Consider the following 14,602-nt stretch of genomic DNA (forward strand, 5'->3'; position numbering starts at 1 on the left):
TATGCATTCTGGCATGGGGACGTATCCCCATGCCTTATACAGTAGCTTTTATAGAGTAGCTTATTACCAAGTCTTACCGATGTTAAATTGGAACTGCTCCGCTTTATCACCGTCGTATTTCTTAACTGGCTGAGCGTACGAGAATACCAATGGCCCCAATGGAGACATCCACTGCAGTGCTAGACCGGCAGAGACACGAATGTTGCTCGGATCGCTGTAGTCAGGAATACCCTGAGAACTACAGGAGGTCGCTCCACAACCGTTGTTATCCCAATTAGTATCCCAAACGGTACCCGCATCCATGAAGATAGAGGTACGCAGAGAATTGGAATATTTCTCACCCACGAACGGCGTTGGCGTAATCAGCTCAAGACTGGCCACTGCCATGGCGTTACCACCCACCGCGTCATTGTCATCCGTCTTGCTACTATCAATGCTGCCATTCGAATTCAGATAAACCGCTTTAGGACCGATGTTATTCGATTGGAAACCACGTACCGAGCTAGAACCACCGGCATAGAAGTTTTCATAGAACGGCATTTCTTTACCGCCAAGACCATCACCGTAGCCTAAACGGGAACGCCCCATCACAACCCAAGAACGATCGTCATCCAACGGCAGATAGCTTTGGCTATCGAACGTGATTTTGTAGTATTCGTTATCAGAACCAGGGATGGTCACTTTACCGTTCAGAGACGCTTTCGTGCCCTGAGTTGGGAAGAATCCACGGTCAACGTTGTTATATGACCAGCCTAAGGTATACGTGAAGTCATCAGCGGTATAATCAGCTTTCTTCGTATCATCCAGATGCTGGCCCATGGAGTCCAGATAACGCCACATAGCGACCTGTGGCTGCATATCAGACAGGGAGTTATGTACGTAACCCAGACCGGTACGCAACGAGTTATTTTCGTTGATTGGGAACCCTAAGGTGCCATCAAGTCCATAGCTGCTGTTGGTATAGTCAGACAGATCCGCATCATCAGCTTTAAAGTCGTTATAGAAAATACGACCACCCAAGCTCACACCGTCAACGGTGAAGTACGGGTCTGTCATAGACAGTTCAGCATAGGTTTGGTAGTCGTTTTTGGTACCGCTAATACCAACGGTATTACCTGTACCCAACCAGTTTTCCTGCTGAACGCCGACTTGGAAGCTAACGCCACTTTCAGTACCAAAGCCCACACCGAAGTTGAAAGTACCGGTGTTACGCTCTTTTACCTTATAGGTGACATCTACCTGATCCGGCGTACCTGGAACACGCTGAGTATCAACATCAACGGTTTCAAAATAACCGGTACGGTTCAGACGTTCTTTACCCTGATCGACCAAGTCGCTGCCCAGCCACGCACCTTCCATCTGGCGCATTTCGCGACGCAGAACGGAATCTTTACTGGTGTCATTGCCTGCAAACTTGATGTTACGCACGTAATAACGGTTACCCGCATCGACGTTCATATGCAACTTAACGGTTTTATCCGCATCGTTGATTTCAGGCTGAGTCTGCACTTTTGGATAAGCATAACCGTAGCGACCGAGGAGTTTCTTAACGTCATCCTCCATCTTGGTCACTTTGGCACCGTTATACAGTTCACCCGGTTCAATCGTGGTCAAGCGGTTGATTTCGGTGCTATAACCTGCCATGTTACCGTTCACGTCAACGCCGGTCAGTTTGTACTGATCGCCTTCAGTGATGTTAATGGTGATGTAGATGCCTTTTTTATCCGGCGTTAAGCTCACCTGAGTAGAATCAATATTGAAACGGGCGTAGCCGCGGTCCAAGTAGAAGCTTCTCAAGGTTTCTAAGTCGCCAGACAGTTTTTGTTTTTGATATTTACGGTCACCAACCAAGTTCCACCAAGGAACTTCGTCGCGCAGTTGGAAACGCGCAATCAACTCTTCGGAGGTGAACGCGTGGTTCCCTACGATATTGATTTGCTGAATCTGAGCGGATTTACCTTCAGTAAATACCAGTTTCAAGTCAACACGGTTACGAGGCAGAGGTGTTACCACCGCTTTCACCGTCGCACTGTATTTACCGACGCTGTAGTAGAAATCTTCCAGACCCTTTTCAATGCTAGAAAGCATTGTGCGGTCCAGAGCTTCACCTACGCGCACGCCAGAAGCTTCAAGGTTCTGCTTCAGCATGTCGTCTTTTACAGACTTGTTACCGGAGAAGGTAATACTCGCGATCGTAGGACGTTCCTTAACCTGCACGATCAAGTTCTCACCATCGCGCAGCACCCGAACATCTTCGAAGTTGCCGGTCGCATATAATGCGCGAATAGTGTTACTGAGATCTTCATCGCTGACGGTATCGCCAACGCGAACCGGCATGTTAAGTAACGCCGCACCGACGGCGACCCGCTGCAGGCCTTCGAAATGAATATTTTTCACTACGAATCCATCTGCACCGTATACGGTTGCGCTGCCAAACAGCAGCGACGCTATGAGCAACTTTTTCATCGCCATCGTTGTTATGCGTTCTTCCTAACCTAAATCCCGTCCCTTAAAGGCGCGAGAAATCATTGAAGAGTGCAAGCCCCATTAACAACACCAGTAAAATAGAACCGATGCGATAACTGAAGTCTTGAACTCGCTCGGAAACCGGCCCTCCTTTTAGCTTTTCAATCGCTAAGAAGAGCAAGTGACCACCATCAAGTACTGGGAGTGGGAACAGGTTGATAATCCCTAAATTAACGCTGATAAGCGCTAAGAACATTAGGTAATACACAACACCGTACTCCGCTGACATCCCTGCGCCCTGCGCGATCGAAATCGGCCCACTCAGGTTATTCAGCTTCACATCACCAGTAATTAGTTTCCCTACCATAGAGACCGTTAGCTTCATCAATTGCCATGTTTTATCACTGGCCTGATAGATCGCCATAAACGGTCCATATTGTCGAATCGTCTTATACTCGTTAGGCAATGGAATAACTTTCGGCGCGATGCCTGCAAAGCCTTCCATTTTACCAGCACCAACAGATTTGCTGTCTGGTGTTAACTGCAATGATTGAATATTTCCATTGCGTTCAATATCAAGTGCTATGCTTTCGTTAGGTCTTTCACGGACCTGCTTAACAAAAGTTTGCCAGTTCAATAACGGCTGACCATCGACTTTAACGATCCTATCGCCGACTTGCAAACCTGCTTTCTGAGCCGCTGAATCCTTTTGCACTTCAGCAAGGATCGGCTCAATCTGCGGGCCACGCGGCACGATGCCAAGCGAAACTACCGGATCTTGCTTATCTGGTTCAAACTGCCAATGCGTCAGATCCAGAGTTTTCTGCGTTTTATTGTCACTGCCAAACGGCGCGACTTCAACGGTGGTCTCTTTCGCACCAATTTTACCGACCAGCGCTAAACGAACAGAATCCCAGTCAGGCGTTTCGATACCTGCAACGGACTTTAGTTCCAATCCTGGTGAAATATCTGCTTGGGCCGCTACCGATTGAGGAACAATTTCGCCAATAACCGGACGAACGCTGGGAACGCCAATAACAAACACAAACCAGTAAGCGACTATAGCAAACAGAAAGTTAGCAATAGGACCTGCGCTAACAATTGCCGCTCGCTGCCACACCGTTTTGTTATTAAACGCCTGATGACGAAACTCAGGAGCAACGCTCTCTACACGCTCATCCAGCATTTTGACATAGCCACCAAGCGGGATAAGAGCCAGCACATATTCGGTACCGCTACGGTCTACACGACGCCACAGCGCCTTACCAAAACCGATAGAAAAACGCTCAACCTTCACGCCACAGCGGCGAGCCACCCAAAAGTGGCCAAACTCATGCACCGTGATCAACACCCCAAGCGCCACTAAAAACGCAATCAGGCTCCAGAGTATATTGGTCATTGGTAAGCTCCCTGTCTCAAGCGGACTAGTAAAACACTAACAGCATAAGACATGCAAACACAGGTACTGCCGCAGTCAAACTATCAATACGGTCCAGAATGCCGCCATGACCGGGAATTAAATGCCCGCTGTCTTTAATGCCGGCTTCGCGTTTGAACATGCTTTCGGTTAAATCACCCAGCACCGAAACCAATGCGGCCACAATAGAACAAATCAGCAGCGTAGTTGGCACTATGGCGAGCGGCGCGTACAAACCAAAGCCCCACGAAATTAGCGCTGAGGTAATCAAGCCACCGATGAAGCCTTCCCACGTTTTACCCGGAGAAACCTTTGGTGCCAGCTTGTTCTTACCAAACAGTTTGCCAAACATGTAGGCACCAGAATCTGCGCCCCATACAAGGAACATCACATACAGCAGCCACCATGCCCCTTGATAGTGATTGGCGTCATAGCCGTGTTGACGTAGCGCAATCATTCCCCAAAAGAATGGAATGATAGTCGCTGCACCAAAAACAATTTTGAGTACGCGAGAGTGTTTCCACCATCCCGCAGACTTGGGATAAAACAGCACCAAAAACAGCGCAACAATCCACCAAACAACCGACGCCCACAGCGAACCTGCAATTAACGGCAGGTGCACGCTTCGATTAAACTCAGGCAGACTCAGCAACATCGCGGCTAGCACCAGACCGCAGATCACTGCGCCCCAGATACGCTGCGAATTAGATGTGAACCCAGCAAGTTGTCCCCACTCCCAAGCGGCTAGCATGCATATGACTAAGGTCACAATCGCAAAACCAACGGGAGGTAATAAAAACAGCGCCGCAATGACAATAGGCACTAAGATCAAAGCAGTAATAATGCGAGACTTCAGCAAGAGATCCCCCTAAGACGCATCTGATGCGTTGATAGGTGTAGTGCCTCCGAAGCGGCGCTCGCGTTGCGCAAATGCATTAAGTGCACCTTCAAAGGTAAGTTCATCAAAATCAGGCCACAGCACATCCGTGAAATAAAACTCGGAATATGCGATTTGCCACAGCAAAAAGTTGCTGACCCGATGCTCTCCACCGGTCCGAATGACAAGGTCAACCGGAGCCAGATCGTGTAAGCAAACTTGCTGGCTCAGCAAGTCCTCAGTGATATCTTCAGGTTGAAGCACTCCTGCCTTAACCTGCTCGGCCAGCGTTTTCACGCCCTGCATGATATCCCATCGCCCACCATAATTAGCGGCAATATTTAACGTTAGCCCATCATTATTTTCAGTTAATTGCTCAGAACGACGAATACGCTCTTGTAAGCGCGAGCTAAAACGGCCGATATCACCGATGATTTTCAGACGTACATTGTGCTTATGCAAGCTTTTCACTTCGCCGTCTAATGCCCGGATGAAGAGCTCCATTAGCGCGCTGACTTCCTGCGCAGGGCGGTTCCAATTCTCACTACTAAACGCATACAACGTTAACGCCTTGATGCCATGGCTAACTGCAAAACGTACGGAACGACGTACCGATTTCACCCCAGCTTTATGGCCAAATACACGCATTTTGCCCTGACGCTTCGCCCAACGGCCATTGCCGTCCATAATGATAGCGACGTGCTGTGGACCACAGACTATCTCGTCAGTCATTGGTGATTGAGTGGAAGACATACGTGTAATCAATTCCTCAAAAGCATGGCGCCGAAGTAAGCGGCAACATCAAGCTCACCTTGCCCATGCGACATCAATTGCACAAACTGAACCGAGTATTAAATAACCAAGTGTTTAATGCGCAAAAAAGCCGTGTACTAGTCACGGCTAACCAATTAATCAGCAGCAAAATCAAAATACTTAGCGCACTAAATATCTCGCCCCACCGAAAGTTGTCGCAAACTATATCATTTCACCTGAACCGCCACAAACTACCTACACAGGGAATAGCAGATCTATATTAGGAAGTTCGCACTCAGACGAGTGGCTACTTCACGCGCTTGGCGGTCAATATCCAAGACTTCTGCAATGCTTTGCGGCTCACAACACGTCAATGCCGACAAAACGTCCTGATTTAGCGCTGCAATATCGGTGAAACGAATTTGCCCACGTAAGAACGCATCCACTGAAATTTCGTTTGCCGCATTCAACGCGGTTGTCGCTGCCTGCCCTGCTCGCGACGCGTCTATCGCCAGTTGCAAACAAGGATAGCGCACCATATCAGGTTGCTCGAACGTAAATGAGCCAATTTTGCAGAAATCGAGAGGTTCGACACCGGTTTGCACACGAGCTGGATAAGCCATCGCATGGGCAATCGGCGTGCGCATGTCTGGCGAACCTAGCTGGGCAATTACGCTACCATCACGGTAACGCACCATAGAATGAATGACGGATTGAGGATGAATTATTACCTCCATCTCGGACTCTGAGGCATTAAACAGCCAACGAGCTTCGATGTACTCGAGCCCTTTATTCATCATGGTGGCAGAATCGACGGAAATCTTACGCCCCATCGACCAGTTTGGATGCGCACAGGCCTGATCGGGCGTGACCGCAGCAAAATCGCCCATCGGCAATTGGCGGAATGGTCCTCCTGAGCCGGTAAGAACAATACGCGATATGCCGTTCTCATTCAGTGAGGCAAAGCCAAGATTCTTTTGTACAGCCTCGGGCAAACTCTGAAAAATCGCATTATGCTCGCTGTCGATAGGCAACAGCTGAGCGCGACTCTGTTTCAGCGCATCCATAAACAGACGTCCACAGGTCACTAACGCCTCTTTATTGGCCAGTAAAACCTGCTTATTGGCTTTAATCGCGGCCAGCGTCGGCAAGAGGCCTGCTGCGCCAACAATGGCAGCCATCACCTGATCAACCTCATCCAGCGCGGCTAAATCGCAGGCAGCCGGCTCGCCAGACATCACCTCGATGCCGCTAAGCCCTGCGTCTTGTAAGCGTTGACGAAGCATCTGGGCAGCATGGTCATCAGCCATAGAAACATAGCGCGGAGCGAACTCAACGCACTGCTGGAACATGACTTCGACGTTTTTACCTGCCACCAGCGCGGCAACTTTAAATTTATCAGGATTTGCTCGCACCACAGCCAGTGTACTGGTGCCAATGGAGCCGGTAGAACCAAGAATAGTCAGTTGCTTCATGAGGGGTCTTCTGAATAACTGTTTAGAACAGGAGATGCATCAGTCTGAAACTAAGACGACGGATTGTCTATGAGAATTAGCCCGCCTTCAGCAACAGCCTGAGGTTTCTCGGATAGCCTAAAAAACAAAAGCGCCGCCGGGGCGACGCTTTTTTCAAGCCGGTGAGGAATTAAACCTCCATCAACTCTTTTTCTTTGTCAGCTAATGCAGCGTCGATCTTTTTGATCATTACGTCAGTCATTTTCTGCACTTCGTCTTGCGATTTACGATCTTCGTCTTCGCTGATCTCTTTATCTTTCAGCAAAACTTTAACTTTATCGTTCGCATCACGGCGTACGTTACGAACAGACACACGGCCCTGTTCAGCTTCAGCACGAACCAGTTTGATCAGGTCTTTACGACGCTCTTCGGTCAGCGCTGGCAATGGAACACGGATAACCGCGCCCGCAGACATTGGGTTTAAGCCCAAATCAGAAGCCATGATCGCTTTTTCTACCGCAGCAGACAAAGAACGATCGAACACGGTGATCGCCAGTGTGCGAGAGTCTTCAGCAACCACGTTAGCGACCTGACGCAAAGGCGTAGCAGATCCATAATATTCTACAGAAATACCATCCAACAGGTTCGGATGAGCACGACCCGTACGGATCTTGTTGATGTTTGACTTAAATACTTCAACGCATTTGTCCATGCGCGTTTCGGCATCTTTTTTGATTTCGTTGATCACGTTGCGAACCCTTGAAAACGGTTAATTAAACTGGCGCTTCGTCTTGAGAAACGCCGATATATTTTCAATCAAGCGTAACTGGCAAGAAAGCCTGACGCAATATTCATCGAGTAAAAATGACGCGTAAGGCTCTCACGTTCGTAGAGCGCCGTTATGCTCCAAATTATTTGGAGATCAGCGTGCCTTCTTTCTCACCCATAACGACACGACGCAGAGCACCTGGCTTATTCATATTAAATACACGAATCGGCAGGTTATGGTCACGAGCTAAGGTGAAAGCGGCCAGATCCATAACTTTCAGTTCTTTTTCCAACACATCTTGATAGGTCATTTGATCGAACAGCGTGGCATCTGGGTTGGTGACCGGATCGGCTGAGTACACACCGTCAACTTTGGTCGCTTTCAGCACCACGTCAGCTTCGATTTCAATACCACGCAGACAAGCTGCGGAATCAGTTGTGAAGAATGGATTACCGGTGCCGGCAGAGAAAATCACTACGCGGTTGTTACGCAGCAGGCTAATCGCTTCTGCCCAGCTGTAGTTATCGCACACGCCGTTAAGCGGAATAGCAGACATCAGACGCGCGTTCACATAGGCACGATGCAACGCATCACGCATTGCCAAGCCGTTCATCACGGTAGCTAGCATCCCCATGTGATCGCCAACAACGCGGTTCATGCCCGCCTGCGCCAGACCTGCGCCACGGAACAGGTTTCCGCCGCCGATGACAACACCGACTTGAATGCCTAATTCAACCAGCTCTTTAACTTCCTGAGCCATACGATCCAGTACGCTTGCATCGATGCCGAAACCTTCTGCACCTTGCAGGGCTTCACCGCTAAGCTTGAGCAAGATACGCTGATATACGGGTTTGGAGTTAGTTGCCATGATGTTCTGTCCTAAGAAGCAGTCAATAAATAGTCGGAGGTATTTCAATGCACGGTCGTAACCGATCATTGGGATACATTCTAATGCTGGCTGGGATACTTAATAGTGTAAACCTTTCTACGTTGGCTAAGGGCTATGCGCCTAACGTTTCCAGATAAAACAATGGAACCACCCTGCGGCGGTTCCATTTGAAGGCGATTAAGCGCCTTTAGTCATTGAAGCAACTTCTGCAGCAAAGTCTACGGTCGCTTTTTCGATACCTTCACCCACTTCGAAGCGGATGAAATTGGTAACGTCAGCATTGTGCTCTTTCAGCAGCTGACCAACAGTTTTGCTTGGGTCCATAACGAAAGCTTGACCAGTCAGAGAAACTTCGCCGGTGAATTTCTTCATGCGGCCTTCAACCATTTTCTCTGCGATTTCTTTCGGCTTACCAGACTGCATCGCGATGTCCAGCTGAACCTGGTACTCTTTTTCTACTACTTCAGCAGAAACGTCTTCTGGTTTAACGAATTCAGGCTTGCTTGCAGCAACGTGCATAGCCAGTTGCTTAGCCAGTTCTTCATCAGCGCCAGTAGCAGCAACCAGAACACCAATGCGAGCACCGTGCAGGTAGCTAGCCAGTACATCGCCTTCCAGAGAAGAAACGCGACGAATGTTGATGTTTTCACCGATTTTAGCAACCAGTGCAACACGCTCTTCTTCGAACTGTGCTTTCAGTACTTCAACGTCGGTGATTTTGCCTGCAAACGCAGCGTCCAGCACTTTCTCAGCGAATGCCTGGAAACCACCGTCTTTAGCAACGAAGTCAGTCTGGCAGTTAACTTCCAGAATCACACCGTAGTTGCCTTCAATCTTGGTTTTGATCACGCCATCAGCAGCAACGTTGCCTGCTTTTTTCGCCGCTTTGATCGCGCCAGATTTACGCATATTTTCGATTGCCAGCTCGATGTCGCCTTGGGCCTCGGTCAGCGCTTTCTTACAATCCATCATGCCTGCGCCAGTACGTTCACGCAGTTCTTTTACCAGGGCGGCGGTAATATCAGCCATTGTATTTTCCTCGGTGGTCTCGTCGTGAAGAGCGAACCTCACGGAGACAGGTTCTCTCGTCTAGGGATTGGTTCTTTATATCGCCGTGATGTTAAAGGCGATTTTTACAAAGAAAGGGGGGGCCATAAAGGCCCCCTAACCAACATATTTTAATACCTGGTTAATAAGGGCTCAAATTTTGAGCTTGCCTTATTATTCAGCTTCTACGAAGCTTTCTTCCGCTTGGGAAACCAGATCCTGAGAACGGCCTTCACGGACAGTTGCCGCTACAGCGCTCAGGTACAGGTTTACTGCACGGATTGCGTCATCGTTACCAGGGATAACGAAGTCAACGCCGTCCGGATCGGAGTTGGTATCAACGATAGAGAATACCGGGATACCCAGGTTGTTGGCTTCTTTAATCGCGATGTGTTCGTGATCAGCATCAACGACGAACAGAGCGTCAGGCAAGCCGCCCATGTCTTTGATACCGCCCAAGCTGTTTTCCAGCTTGGCCAGTTCACGATTGCGCATCAGAACTTCTTTTTTGGTCAGCTTATCGAAAGTGCCATCCTGAGACTGAACTTCCAGATCTTTCAGACGCTTGATGCTCTGACGAACGGTTTTCCAGTTAGTCAGCATGCCACCCAACCAGCGATGGTTCACGAAGAACTGATCGCAGCTGTTCGCAGCTTCTTTTACCGCTTCGCTTGCAGCGCGTTTAGTACCAACGAACAGGATTTTGCCTTTACGAGCAGAAATCTTCTGCAACTCAGCCAGAGCTTCGTTGAACATTGGAACAGTTTTTTCAAGGTTGATGATGTGAACCTTGTTACGAGCACCGAAGATGAAAGGCTTCATTTTCGGGTTCCAGTAACGGGTCTGGTGACCAAAGTGTACACCGGCCTTGAGCATATCGCGCATGGAAACAGTTGCCATGATTAAACCTCTATATAAAGTTTGGGGTTAAGCCTCCACATATCCCATGAGCCGACCCGGCAAGGCATGGTCCGAAGACTCATCCTGCAAGGCACCCCGGCGCACGTGCCGATATGTGTGTGTTGTTGTCGTTTCTTTGCAAAGAATACAAATAACACAATTGAGATTTACAGCTTCCTTATCAACGCCCCGCTGCATTGAACAGAAGGAATAGAAGATATAGGAACTGCGGCGCGCTTTATACCATAAACGAGCCATAGACTCCACCTTTTGTTGCATTTTGAGCCCACGGCTATCGTAGGATTTGGCAGCGGTTCCGAGGACTGTTAACATGTTCAGCAATTGATTCTCATTGTCGATTTCACGACACCTGCGGACACATACTTCATGGCAATTTCAATAAAAACACCTGAACAAATCGAAAAAATGCGCGTGGCTGGACGACTGGCTGCGGAAATCCTAGAAATCATCGAGCCGTACGTTGTTCCTGGTGTCAGCACCGGTGAGCTTGACCGTATCTGCGACGATTACATTACCCAAAAACAGCATGCGATCTCCGCTTGTCTGGGCTATCACGGCTATCCAAAATCCGTTTGCATCTCCGTGAATGAAGTGGTTTGCCACGGCATTCCTAGCGACGAAAAAATCTTGAAGAACGGCGACATCGTCAACATCGACGTAACCGTTATCAAAGATGGCTGGCACGGCGATACTTCAAAAATGTTTATCGTGGGTGAACCTACCATTCTGGGCGAACGTCTGTGTCGCATCACGCTAGAAAGCCTCTATCTGGCACTAAAAATGGTAAAACCAGGTATCCGCCTGCGCACTATCGGTGCTGAAATTCAGAAATTCGTCGAATCACACGGCTTCTCCGTGGTGCGCGAATACTGTGGTCACGGCATCGGTGAAGTGTTCCACGAAGAACCTCAGGTTCTGCATTACAATGCCGACGACGGCGGCGTGGTACTGCAAAAGGGCATGACTTTCACTATCGAACCTATGGTTAACGCCGGTGATTACCGCATCCGCACCATGAAAGATGGCTGGACGGTAAAAACTAAAGATCGCAGCTTGTCCGCGCAGTATGAGCATACTATTGTGGTGACTGATAACGGTTGCGAGATTTTGACACTGCGTGAGGAAGAGACCGATCTCCCACGCGTTATCGTTCACGAGAACGTATAACCCATCGCTTAACGAGCGAGTCATCATCTCAAGCCGGCTTATGCCGGCTTTTTTTATGTTCTGCGTTTAACTCGGCGACAACGGGAGATGCCCATGCCCATTTTACCTTCAGCCACATCCGAAACCACCACGGAGCCGCTGATCCAGCCGCCCTCCCCTGACAATTTTGCCGCATCCGATCTTGAGTGTGCGCCGCTGAAGCTGTCGCTTGAACGCTTCCAACAATGGATGGCCGCCGCATTTCAGGCTGGCGAATCGGCAGAATCGTTGATTGCCGCCCGAACGCTCTACATCGACCGACTGCTAACGCGTCTATGGATTCACTTGGGGTTCAAAGAACGTCAGGGCATGGCGCTCATCGCCGTGGGCGGCTACGGGCGTGGCGAACTGCACCCGTTGTCTGATATCGACCTACTGATTTTGAGTCAGGATCCGCTTAATGAACAAGACGCACAGCGCATCAGCGAACTCATTACCCTACTGTGGGATTTAAAGCTCGAAGTGGGGCATAGCGTCCGTACGTTAGATGAATGCGTTCAGGAGGGGCTTTCAGACCTTACTGTTGCCACTAACCTGATTGAATCACGCCTAATCTATGGCGACGTTGCACTGTTTCTCCACCTGCAAAAACAGATTTTCAGCGATGAATTCTGGCCATCGCCCCAGTTCTTCGATGCAAAAATTCAAGAACAAAAAGATCGCCATCACCGCTACCACGGCACCAGCTACAACCTTGAGCCTGATATAAAAACCAGCCCAGGCGGCCTGCGTGATATTCACACTTTGCTTTGGGTTGCTCATCGCCATTTTGGCGCGACATCCATGAATGAGATGGTCGGTTTCGGCTTTCTTACCGAGGCAGAACGCGACGAATTGAATGAATGCCAAAGCTTTCTGTGGCGTATCCGCTTTGCCCTGCATTTAGTCTTGAACCGCTACGACAACCGCCTGCTGTTCGATCGCCAGTTTAGCGTCGCCCAACTGCTTGGGTACGAAGGCGAAGGCAACGCTCCAATCGAACGCATGATGAAAGACTTCTACCGCATGACACGCCGTGTGGGCGAACTCAACCAAATGCTGCTACAGCTGTTTGATGAGGCAATTCTGGCGCTCGGAACCAATGAAAAGCCACGCCCTCTGGATGAAAACTTTCAGCTACGCGGCAACCTGATTGATTTGCGCGACGCCGATACTTTCATGCGCGATCCGGTCACCATCTTGCAGATGTTTTATGTGATGGCCAAAAATCAGGAAATACAGGGGATCTATTCCACCACGCTGCGCCATCTTCGCTATGCGCGCCGTCATCTGGCCCAGCCGCTGTGCGATCTGCCCGAAGCCCGTAAACTGTTTATGGCGATATTACGCCATCCGGGGTCAGTGAATCGCGCCCTACTGCCAATGCACCGCCATAGTGTTCTATGGGCCTATATGCCACAGTGGGGAAAAATCGTCGGCCAAATGCAGTTTGACCTGTTTCACGCCTATACCGTGGATGAACACACCATGCGCGTCCTGCTGAAACTGGAAAGTTTTGCGGATGAAAATACCCGCCAGCGGCATCCGCTGTGCGTAGAGCTCTACCCTCGCCTCCCTCAGCCTGAACTACTGCTGCTCGCCGCGTTATTTCACGATATCGCCAAGGGGCGCGGCGGTGATCACTCGATTTTAGGGGCTCAAGACGTAATCGAATTTGCTCAGTTGCACGGGCTTAATTCACGCGAAACTCAGCTTGTTTCATGGTTAGTGCGTTGCCATCTGTTGATGTCAGTCACGGCACAGCGACGCGATATCCAAGATCCCGCCGTTATTCAACAATTCAGCGCCGAAGTACAGAGCGAAACCCGTTTGCGCTATCTGGTTAGCCTGACCGTTGCGGATATCTGTGCCACCAATGAAACGCTGTGGAATAGCTGGAAACAGAGCCTGTTACGCGAACTCTATTTTGCGACTGAAAAACAGCTGCGCCGCGGGATGCAAAACACCCCGGATATGCGCGAGCGCGTACGCCATCACCGTTTACAGGCGTTGGCGCTGCTACGCATGGATAATATCAACGAAGAGGCGCTGCATTACATTTGGAGCCGCTGCCGCGCCGACTATTTCCTACGCCATAATCCTAACCAGTTGGCATGGCACGCTCGCCATCTGCTCAAGCATGACGCCAGCAAACCGCTGGTATTAGTGAGCCATCTCGCCACTCGCGGCGGTACCGAGATTTTTATCTATAGCCCTGATCGACCTTATCTGTTTGCCGCCGTGGCGGGAGAATTAGATCGTCGTAATTTGAGCGTACATGACGCGCAAATCTTCACCAATCGCGATAACTTTGCGATGGATACCTTCGTGGTGCTCGAGCCCGATGGCAGCCCATTGGCACAAGATCGTCATGCAACCATCAAACATTCGCTGGAACAGGCGCTCACGCAACAACACTATCGCCACCCACGCACACGACGCCCGTCAGCAAAACTGCGCCATTTTACCGTACCGACGGAGGTCAGTTTCCTGCCGATGCACAATGAGCGCAGAAGCTATATGGAACTGGTGGCGCTCGATCAGCCGGGATTATTAGCGCAGGTGGGAGAAGTATTCGCCGAGATGGGGCTGTCACTGCACAGCGCCCGAATCACCACCATCGGCGAGCGGGTTGAGGACTTATTTATTCTGGCAGACGGCGAACGTAAAGCATTAAGCATTAAAATGCAGGCAGAATTGGCTCAGCGGTTGACAGAAGCCCTCGATCCAACCGATAAAGGGTAATGTATTTGTTACGATTTATACCCAAAATAATTCGAGTTGTAGTCAACGCATCTACAACTCGAAATATGCAGGGGATATG

At 49.7% G+C, this 14,602-nt stretch carries 11 protein-coding genes; 2 read left to right on the forward strand and 9 right to left on the reverse strand.

Translation table 11 applies throughout. The annotated features are described in order from the left end of the window. Nucleotides 1-63 precede the first annotated feature (63 nt). From bamA to rpsB, 9 genes are all read right to left on the reverse strand, one after another. Nucleotides 64-2,472, reverse strand: coding sequence for an outer membrane protein assembly factor BamA (gene bamA, locus AB3Y96_RS17635; RefSeq protein WP_367299838.1), 2,409 nt, complete (start codon nt 2,470-2,472; stop codon nt 64-66). Nucleotides 2,473-2,509: 37 nt separating this feature from the next. Next, nucleotides 2,510-3,865: a sigma E protease regulator RseP gene (gene rseP / locus AB3Y96_RS17640; RefSeq protein WP_367299839.1), complete on the reverse strand. Its 1,356-nt coding sequence runs from the start codon at nt 3,863-3,865 to the stop codon at nt 2,510-2,512. A gap of 25 nt (nt 3,866-3,890) precedes the next feature. Further along, complete coding sequence (gene cdsA, locus AB3Y96_RS17645) at nt 3,891-4,742, reverse strand: phosphatidate cytidylyltransferase (protein ID WP_072309689.1); 852 nt, start codon at nt 4,740-4,742, stop codon at nt 3,891-3,893. Nucleotides 4,743-4,751: 9 nt separating this feature from the next. Further along, nucleotides 4,752-5,513, reverse strand: coding sequence for a (2E,6E)-farnesyl-diphosphate-specific ditrans,polycis-undecaprenyl-diphosphate synthase (ispU, locus tag AB3Y96_RS17650; protein WP_072309688.1), 762 nt, complete (start codon nt 5,511-5,513; stop codon nt 4,752-4,754). A 275-nt stretch (nt 5,514-5,788) separates the two neighbouring features. Next, nucleotides 5,789-6,988: a 1-deoxy-D-xylulose-5-phosphate reductoisomerase gene (gene ispC, locus AB3Y96_RS17655; RefSeq protein WP_367299840.1), complete on the reverse strand. Its 1,200-nt coding sequence runs from the start codon at nt 6,986-6,988 to the stop codon at nt 5,789-5,791. 169 nt (nt 6,989-7,157) lie between these two features. Continuing rightward, entirely contained in the window at nt 7,158-7,715 is a 558-nt protein-coding gene (gene frr / locus AB3Y96_RS17660; protein WP_025800224.1) for a ribosome recycling factor, read from the reverse strand. A gap of 163 nt (nt 7,716-7,878) precedes the next feature. Then, nucleotides 7,879-8,604, reverse strand: a complete 726-nt coding sequence (gene pyrH, locus AB3Y96_RS17665) for a UMP kinase (protein ID WP_020303583.1) — start codon at nt 8,602-8,604, stop codon at nt 7,879-7,881. A 198-nt stretch (nt 8,605-8,802) separates the two neighbouring features. Continuing rightward, nucleotides 8,803-9,654, reverse strand: a complete 852-nt coding sequence (gene tsf, locus AB3Y96_RS17670) for a translation elongation factor Ts (RefSeq protein ID WP_025800225.1) — start codon at nt 9,652-9,654, stop codon at nt 8,803-8,805. Between the two features lie 192 nt (nt 9,655-9,846). Then, entirely contained in the window at nt 9,847-10,572 is a 726-nt protein-coding gene (rpsB, locus tag AB3Y96_RS17675; RefSeq protein WP_025800226.1) for a 30S ribosomal protein S2, read from the reverse strand. Between the two features lie 387 nt (nt 10,573-10,959). Between rpsB and map the strand changes: the two genes are divergently transcribed. Then, a complete protein-coding gene (gene map, locus AB3Y96_RS17680) occupies nt 10,960-11,760 on the forward strand; it encodes a type I methionyl aminopeptidase (protein WP_025800227.1) in 801 nt (266 codons plus the stop codon). Nucleotides 11,761-11,853: 93 nt separating this feature from the next. Continuing rightward, nucleotides 11,854-14,523 (forward strand): bifunctional uridylyltransferase/uridylyl-removing protein GlnD, encoded by a 2,670-nt coding sequence (gene glnD, locus AB3Y96_RS17685; RefSeq protein ID WP_367299841.1) that lies wholly within the window; start codon nt 11,854-11,856, stop codon nt 14,521-14,523. Nucleotides 14,524-14,602 lie beyond the last annotated feature (79 nt).

It is taken from the genome of Hafnia alvei (assembly GCF_964063325.1).
Classification (GTDB): domain Bacteria; phylum Pseudomonadota; class Gammaproteobacteria; order Enterobacterales; family Enterobacteriaceae; genus Hafnia; species Hafnia alvei_B.

What these genes read in the sequence shown, in the direction of transcription:
- map (WP_025800227.1), top strand. Translation starts at nt 10,960, where the DNA reads ATGGCAATTTCAATAAAAACACCTGAACAAATCGAAAAAATGCGCGTG.
- glnD (WP_367299841.1), top strand. Translation starts at nt 11,854, where the DNA reads ATGCCCATTTTACCTTCAGCCACATCCGAAACCACCACGGAGCCGCTG.
- rseP (WP_367299839.1), bottom strand. Translation starts at nt 3,865, where the DNA reads ATGACCAATATACTCTGGAGCCTGATTGCGTTTTTAGTGGCGCTTGGG.
- ispU (WP_072309688.1), bottom strand. Translation starts at nt 5,513, where the DNA reads ATGTCTTCCACTCAATCACCAATGACTGACGAGATAGTCTGTGGTCCA.
- pyrH (WP_020303583.1), bottom strand. Translation starts at nt 8,604, where the DNA reads ATGGCAACTAACTCCAAACCCGTATATCAGCGTATCTTGCTCAAGCTT.
- ispC (WP_367299840.1), bottom strand. Translation starts at nt 6,988, where the DNA reads ATGAAGCAACTGACTATTCTTGGTTCTACCGGCTCCATTGGCACCAGT.
- rpsB (WP_025800226.1), bottom strand. Translation starts at nt 10,572, where the DNA reads ATGGCAACTGTTTCCATGCGCGATATGCTCAAGGCCGGTGTACACTTT.
- bamA (WP_367299838.1), bottom strand. Translation starts at nt 2,472, where the DNA reads ATGGCGATGAAAAAGTTGCTCATAGCGTCGCTGCTGTTTGGCAGCGCA.
- tsf (WP_025800225.1), bottom strand. Translation starts at nt 9,654, where the DNA reads ATGGCTGATATTACCGCCGCCCTGGTAAAAGAACTGCGTGAACGTACT.